At 43.7% G+C, this 6,875-nt stretch carries 5 protein-coding genes, 1 rRNA gene and 1 pseudogene; 4 read left to right on the top strand and 3 right to left on the bottom strand.

The features are described from left to right. The first annotated feature begins 5 nt into the window (after positions 1 to 5). The 3 genes from ACY3LV_RS04755 to ACY3LV_RS04765 are packed head-to-tail and all read left to right on the top strand — an operon-like array spanning position 6 to position 2,756. Positions 6 to 1,010, top strand: a complete 1,005-nt coding sequence (locus tag ACY3LV_RS04755) for a FecCD family ABC transporter permease (protein WP_148962805.1) — start codon at positions 6 to 8, stop codon at positions 1,008 to 1,010. Next, positions 1,003 to 2,013 (top strand): iron ABC transporter permease FeuC, encoded by a 1,011-nt coding sequence (gene feuC / locus ACY3LV_RS04760; RefSeq protein ID WP_333561338.1) that lies wholly within the window; start codon positions 1,003 to 1,005, stop codon positions 2,011 to 2,013. Before ACY3LV_RS04755 ends, feuC begins: the two co-directional genes overlap by 8 nt. Further along, positions 2,010 to 2,756: an alpha/beta hydrolase-fold protein gene (locus ACY3LV_RS04765; RefSeq protein ID WP_333561339.1), complete on the top strand. Its 747-nt coding sequence runs from the start codon at positions 2,010 to 2,012 to the stop codon at positions 2,754 to 2,756. The genes feuC and ACY3LV_RS04765 overlap by 4 nt, the downstream gene beginning before the upstream one ends. 15 nt (positions 2,757 to 2,771) lie before the next feature. Here ACY3LV_RS04765 and ACY3LV_RS04770 read toward each other — a convergent pair whose 3' ends face one another. Both ACY3LV_RS04770 and ACY3LV_RS04775 read right to left on the bottom strand, forming a co-directional pair. Continuing rightward, positions 2,772 to 3,692, bottom strand: coding sequence for a bile acid:sodium symporter family protein (locus tag ACY3LV_RS04770; protein WP_333561353.1), 921 nt, complete (start codon positions 3,690 to 3,692; stop codon positions 2,772 to 2,774). Between the two features lie 146 nt (positions 3,693 to 3,838). Next, positions 3,839 to 5,275 carry a SulP family inorganic anion transporter gene (locus ACY3LV_RS04775; protein WP_333561340.1) on the bottom strand — a complete coding sequence of 479 codons (1,437 nt, stop codon included), beginning with the start codon at positions 5,273 to 5,275 and terminating at the stop codon, positions 3,839 to 3,841. A 414-nt stretch (positions 5,276 to 5,689) separates the two neighbouring features. Between ACY3LV_RS04775 and ACY3LV_RS04780 the strand changes: the two are divergent. Beyond that, a pseudogene (locus ACY3LV_RS04780) lies at positions 5,690 to 6,534 on the top strand (MFS transporter); the annotation flags it as partial. Positions 6,535 to 6,625: 91 nt separating this feature from the next. On the opposite strand, the gene rrf reads toward ACY3LV_RS04780, so the two are convergent. Continuing rightward, a 5S ribosomal RNA gene (rrf, locus tag ACY3LV_RS04785) occupies positions 6,626 to 6,741 on the bottom strand. Positions 6,742 to 6,875: the final 134 nt, after the last annotated feature.

The following is a 6,875-nucleotide window of genomic DNA, read 5'->3' on the forward strand; positions in this document are numbered from 1 at the left end:
TTTGTATGTATTCAAAACAGTGGACACGTATCATATTGATTACTTCTCCATTTGCTATTGCACTGTCGCTGCTGCTTTCGATCCTATATGGCGCAAAGCATCTAAGCACAGATATTGTTTTTACATCTCTTATTCATTTCGATCCGGGAAACACAGACCATCAAATTATATGGCATTCCCGGATTCCAAGGGCTGCCGGCGCTCTGCTCATAGGGGCAGCCCTTGCTGTTTCTGGAGCGCTTATGCAAGGCATTACGCGCAATTATTTAGCTTCGCCATCGATTATGGGCGTTTCAGATGGTTCCGCGTTTATTATCACGCTTTGTATGGTTCTGCTCCCGCAATCGTCTTCCATTGAGATGATCATTTACTCTTTTATCGGCTCGACATTAGGAGCCGTTCTAGTATTCAGCCTTGCCGCCATGATGCCTAACGGGTTTTCCCCCGTGCAGCTTGCCATTATCGGCACAGTTACAAGCATGCTGCTTAGCAGTTTATCAGCAGCCATGTCGATTTATTTTCAAATATCGCAGGATCTCAGTTTCTGGTACAGCGCCAGACTTCATCAAATGAGTCCTGATTTTCTGAAGCTTGCCGCACCGTTTTTTCTGGTCGGCATCGTGATAGCTGTTTCCCTCAGCAAAAAGGTGACTGCTGTATCATTAGGCGACGACATTTCTAAAAGTCTGGGACAAAAGAAAAAAACCATTAAAATCATGGCGATGCTTTCAGTCATCATTTTAACCGGCAGTGCCGTAGCGCTCGCCGGCAAAATTGCGTTTGTCGGATTGGTTGTTCCGCATATCACAAGATTTCTTGTCGGCTCAGATTATAACAGGCTGATTCCGTGTTCATGCATTTTGGGCGGAGTCTTTTTAACCTTGTGTGATCTCGCAAGCAGATTTATCAATTATCCGTTTGAAACACCGATTGAAGTCGTGACATCCATAATCGGTGTGCCTTTCTTCCTTTATTTGATTAAACGAAAAGGAGGGGAGCAAAATGGCTAAAAAATATGCAGTATTCATCGCTTTGATTCTCGTTGTCAGCTATTTTAGCTTAACGAGCGGATCATTTTCCGTTCAGCCGGCTGAGCTGCTCTCCACTCTTTTTCAGATCGATCCGAATCCGCAGTATAAAATTTTGCTGTTCGATTTAAGACTGCCGCGAATTGTCATGGCGGCCATTATCGGACTCGGTCTTGGCATTGCGGGCGCCGTCATCCAAGCCATCACAAGAAACGGCCTTGCAGACCCGGGAATTCTCGGAATTAACGCGGGGGCGGGAGCCGGGATTGTGGCGTTTATGCTCTTGTTCCAAGGCCAGAAGGAAGTGACATCTATAGTTGCGGCGATGGGAATGCCATTTTTCGGGTTGATAGGCGGACTGATTGCGGCGCTCCTGATTTACATATTTGCATGGCACAGAGGCAATTTAGATTCAGGAAGAATTATTCTGGTAGGAATCGCGATCAATTCTGGATTCAGCGCCCTGTCTTTGTTTTTATCATTAAAAATGGACCCGCAAGACTATCAAATGGCCATGGTGTGGAAAAACGGAAGCATCTGGTCTGCCAATTGGACTTACATCACAGCCGTTCTCCCATGGATGCTGCTGTTTATACCTATTCTTATCGCCAAGTCCCGCTTGCTGGACACCATTCGTTTTGATGAAGACACAGTCAGAAGCCTCGGTATTTCATCAAATAAAGAAAAAACCATCCTGCTCGTCGCCTGCGTAGCAATCATCAGCGCCTGTGTCTCCGTAGCGGGCAGCATGGCGTTTGTCGGCTTAATCGCTCCCCACATTTCACGGAGACTGGCTGGTGTCGAACACCGCAATATCCTGCCGCTGAGCGGTTTAATCGGCATGTTGCTTGTAATAAGCGCAGACTTTGCCGGAAAACTGTTTTTCCAGCCAGCGGAAGTGCCCGCAGGCATCATTTTGGCGATCCTCGGTGTTCCTTATTTCTTATACCTGCTTTTCAAGCAAAAAAAGGGGGAAAATGCTTGAACGGATCTCTTTCAGAGCACAAAGCCGGCGAAAGGAGATTTACGCTGTACCTCCCTCCTTCCTACAGCCCAGACAGCAGGAGATTTCCTGCTGTTTACGTGCAGGATGGAAGTTCGTTGTTTCAAGACCAAATCAAATTATTAGAAAGTACATTTCAGCAGCAAAGGCTGCCTGAGCTCGTGTTGATCGGTATCGAACCCGCAAGTCGGCTGGATGAATACACCCCTTGGCCGGCTGCATCACTCAGTGATCGGTTCCCGGACTTCGGAGGCATGGGATATCACTATCTGTCTAACATAACAAACCGATTCATTCCGTTTATCGAAGAAAATTGGAACGTCACCAGGGAACCGCAGTCAAGAGGAATGATCGGTGCCTCATTAGGCGGACTCATCTCAATGTTCGCCTTAATAAAGTATCCATTAGTGTTCGCAAACATAGGCTCTATCTCAGGCTCCTACTGGTACGAGAACGCAGCCGAAGCCATTCATTTATCTTCTTTAAAGCCCGGCACTGCACGTGTCTTTATGTCTGTCGGCAGTGAAGAAGGCTGTGAAAAACAATCTATACAGCGAAATATGCTGCGGAATACAAAGCAAGTGCATCAAAGTTTAAAAGAAAAAGGCTTCACTGAAAATCAGCTATGTCTTTCAATTGAACAAGGTGCGGTGCACCACCGTAAGTACTTCTGCCAACAGTTCATCACTGCGCTCGAGTGGCTATACGGAAAAAACCGCTCATAAGATTGAGCGGTTTTTTCATGCTTTCTGCAATACAGGTTTTAATTCAAAACGATTCACCATATAGCCAAACAACGCGGCAAGTATCTGCTGAAACAGCATGCCGATCACCACCGGAACAGCAACCTGAGACGGGAAGAATGTAACGGCAAGAACTGCGCCGGCACTGATATTTCTCATGCCTCCCGTAAAAATAAGAGATACAATTTCCTCTTGGCGCCTTTTCATTATTTTCCCGATCAGCCAAGCAGCGGCATAGCCTGTTAACGCAATAAAGAAGACCGTCACAGCTATTCCTACAAATCTCAAATCAACTGCTTTAAAATAAGGGGCAATCGCTGAACTGTTAATCGCAATCACAGCCATCAGACAAAGCTTTGAAAAAGGTGACAGCACACTGCTAACAGATGCGGTTCTATCTGGAGATGACATCTGATTAAACAGCATGCCCAGAAAAGAAGGAATCACGACCATCACAATCAGCCCTCTCATCATTCCCCACACATCCATATGAACCTGAGCGCCGGCCAGCAATGAAAGGCTCAGCGGTACGACCAATGGTGACAGCACCGTATCAACCAAGATAATCGAAAGCGTCAAACCGACATTCCCTTTATACATCGCTGCCCAAATCAAGCTTGTAATCCCGGTAGGAATCACAACAGCCAATGTTAAACCTGTGATTGTCAAAGGATCGCCTTTAAATATAAGATGGCCGCTGCCCCAAGCAAAAATCGGCATGAAAATATGAAGAACAAATAGTGCAAGAATCATGGGAAGAGGATGAGACAACGCATGTCTCAAAGATTGAAAGTTAGCGCTCAAACTGCCTGCAAACGTAATAAAAGCAAAGATCCAAGGCACAGCACTTTCATACCCATTTAAAAATTGAGACAGCAGCACGCCCAGCACAACACTAGCAGGCGTTAAAAGCGGCATGACTTTCCCCAATACATGGTTCAGCTTCTGAAGCGTCATATACAAGTCTCCTATTAAATATTTCTTTCTCACTCTATTATATCAATGCCGTTCAGCCATATGTGATATAAAAAAGCCCAGATCTCATCAATCTGGGCTTTCACACTTTATGTCATTTGCTTCATAAGAGCTTTACTAGCATTGTTCAAACCCTTTACTTCAACTTCAATTCCTTGTTCCTTAAACTTCGCAACAATCTTATCAAGCGCAGCCGCTCCTGAATCATCCCAAACATGGGCCTCAGTTAAGTCAATCACGACTCGCTCAATATCCTCTTGATAAATAAACGCATTCGTAAGATCAGTCACTGAAGCAAAAAAGATCTGTCCCTTTACTTGATACGTTCTCAGCTTTTGATCCCCTGCATGCGAAACAATTTTCAGCTTCGAAATTTTTGCCACAAAGAACACCGCACTTAAGAGAACGCCGACGAATACGCCTTTAGACAAGTCATTCGTCACAACAACCGTAATCACAGTCACAACCATGACAATAGAGTCTGTGAGCGGCGCTTTTTTGAGGCCTTTTAAAGAAGACCAATCAAATGTGCCGACAGAAACCATAACCATAACAGCCACTAACGCAGCCATTGGAATTTTCACGACGACAGTACTCAAGACGGCAATTAAAAACATCAGAAAAGCACCAGCAACAAATGCAGATAAGCGTCCGCGTCCGCCCGCTTTTGTATTAATGACAGATTGTCCAATCATAGCGCAGCCTGCCATGCCGCCAAAGAAACCAGTCACGATATTCGCAATTCCCTGTCCGCGGCTCTCTTTATTTTTATCACTGTCCGTATCCGTCATTTCATCAATAATTTGTGCAGTCAGCAAAGACTCAAGTAATCCGACAAATGCTAAAGCAATCGAATAAGGAAAAATGATTTGCAGTGTTTCAAAGGTGAACGGAACATCAGGGATTAAGAAATGAGGCAACGAACTAGAAATATTGCCCATATCTCCGACCGTCCGCACATCCACATGGAAAGCGACCGCAATAATCGTCATCACAATAATCGCGACAAGCGGAGAAGGAACTGCAGTCGTAAACCTCGGCAGTAAATAAATAATAACCAACGACCCTGCAAGCATCGCATACATGCTCCAAGAAGCACCTTCAAACTGAGGAAGCTGCGCGGAAAAAATAAGGATCGCCAGCGCATTCACAAACCCGATCATCACAGAACGCGGGATAAATTTCATTAATCTCGCAATTTTACTGATACCTAAAATCATCTGAATGATTCCTGTCAAAATCGTAGCCGCAAATAAATACTGAAGCCCATGATCAGCAACCAGCGACACCATAACGACCGCCATTGAGCCGGTAGCTGCTGAAATCATGCCAGGTCTGCCGCCAAAAATAGAAATGATAATGGCTATACAAAATGACGCATAAAGACCGACCATCGGGTCAACACCCGCTATAATCGAGAAGCCAATCGCTTCAGGTATTAATGCTAATGCAACTAAAATGCCAGCAAGAATGTCTTTTCGGATATTACCGAACCATTGCTGTTTTAATGTAAAACTATTATTCAAATATAACGACTCCTTTTTTAAAAAATAAATCCGCACCGTATCTATTGTGCTGGGAGCTTTCTTTATTTTACGGGAGAAAAGGAAAGGCCAAACGAACGAAGAAAAAGGGGAAACGTTGAGTATGTTGTATAGAGGCAAGGAGTTATTATACAAAGAGTATCATATTAAATTTTAATCAAATATGCAAGATGAATACTGAAGAAAAAAATGGCTAAAACTAGGTTTAAGCCATCTTTGAATTATATCATATCCGGATGAGAAACAAGAATCGTTTTAACAACAGCAATATCTTTTCTCTCATTTGACAACGGAGCTATTCCCATCAATTCCTGAATGGCATCCCATAGTTATCAAGCGGCGTTTTCTACATCATCAGTTCAGCAAGCTGAGGCATATCCACGGCACATGATACCCGGACTGGTAGAATCTTGTGTAGGAACAATTATCTTAACAGCAATTATAGAAAAACAAGCAATCGTCATGAGTAAGATGGAAGTAGCGTACGGTTTAGGAACCCTTTTCATGCCGTTGCTGTCTGATTTTTTAATTAGTAATAATGTATGGGCATTTCTGGTATTGGGGCTAATTTCATTTCTTGTGATGCTTGTTTGGAGCCGAATGAGCTTTGGCAGTTTAGACGATTTGCTCATTCGTCAAACAGACACTTCGGGCAATGGAAAACAAGCACCTATAAGTTTTTCGAAGACTTGGCTTACTGTTTATTTCTTTAGCAGCTACGTACTTCTTTTTATGGAGCCAGTGAAGTATCGATTGTTCACTTTATCCCTTCTATCTTCGCTGAGAAATGGGAGATTTCTAACTCCTTAGCAACCATAACGGTAACAATATATTGGATCGGTATGATCATAGGCCGTTTACTGACCGAACCGGTTTCCGAAAAACTAACCTATCATCGTTATCTCAGGCTGATTGATATCGGCGGCCTCATTTCACTTTGTATTTTAGCAATCAGTAAAACCATTTTTGCAGGGTTTGTTCTTTGTTTCTTTTTAGGCTTATTTATGGCTGGCATGTTTACCATTGCTTTAATTATCACCAATCAATTCTACCTTGGAAAAACAGAACAAACGACAAGCATACTGCTAGCTGCCAACGGATTAGGCGGTTCTATCCCGCCAATCGCAGTTGGATGGCGTCTAGATGAATTCTCAGTACATACTGCATTTTGGTTATTTACAACTCTCATGTTGATCATGCTGGGGATTGTATTGGCATTAAAAGTATTAGAAAACCTGTAAATCAGAAAGCTCGATAAAATGGATACTGAAGAAAACAAATCAGTACAGATATAAACCAAAAAACCCAGCTCAATGAGCTGGGTTTTACCTTGCTTGGCGGCGTCCTACTCTCACAGGGGGAAACCCCCGACTACCATCGGCGCTGAAGAGCTTAACTTCCGTGTTCGGCATGGGAACGGGTGTGACCTCTTCGCTATCGCCACCAAACAATTTGAGAGATGTTCTCTCAAAACTAGATAACAGATGTGACATCATTCAAAATATGGTTAAGTCCTCGATCGATTAGTATCTGTCAGCTCCATGTGTCGCCACACTTCCACCTCAGACCTATCAACCTGATC

The organism is Bacillus sp. 11C (assembly GCF_055486375.1).

What these genes read in the sequence shown, in the direction of transcription:
- ACY3LV_RS04755 (WP_148962805.1), top strand. Translation starts at nt 6, where the DNA reads ATGTATTCAAAACAGTGGACACGTATCATATTGATTACTTCTCCATTT.
- feuC (WP_333561338.1), top strand. Translation starts at nt 1,003, where the DNA reads ATGGCTAAAAAATATGCAGTATTCATCGCTTTGATTCTCGTTGTCAGC.
- ACY3LV_RS04770 (WP_333561353.1), bottom strand. Translation starts at nt 3,692, where the DNA reads ATGCCGCTTTTAACGCCTGCTAGTGTTGTGCTGGGCGTGCTGCTGTCT.